1 protein-coding gene is annotated in these 258 nt (G+C 64.3%); it reads left to right on the top strand.

Annotated features, from left to right (window positions below; genetic code table 11):
- Window positions 1–51: 51 nt before the first annotated feature.
- Window positions 52–258 (top strand): hypothetical protein (locus R0J87_RS22120; protein ID WP_498888999.1); only part of this gene is annotated, 207 nt, incomplete at its 3' end.

Here is a 258-nt window from a genome sequence, read left to right as displayed (position 1 = left end):
CGATGCCTTCGAGATCAGTGTGAAGCTCCACCTCGAAAGCGAGAGATGACCATGGAACGCGACTCGGCACCTCTGATCGGCATCGCTCTGGCGGTCGGATCTGCCGCTGCGCTGGCGGTCGGCAATCTGCTGCAGGCGCGAGGTGTGCGTGCCATGGAGGCCGCAGCGGAGCGCGGAGTCGACGGTTCGAAGGCCATGAACCTCCTTCGCAACCACTTCTGGCTGCTCGGCACTCTCCTCCTCGGAGTCACCGTGCTC

It is taken from the genome of Halomonas sp. SIMBA_159, assembly GCF_046536035.1.
Classification (GTDB): Bacteria; Pseudomonadota; Gammaproteobacteria; order Pseudomonadales; family Halomonadaceae; genus Vreelandella; species Vreelandella venusta_A.
Note: the sequence above shows the minus strand (reverse complement) of the source record. Positions and strands in the feature narration are given on the sequence as shown.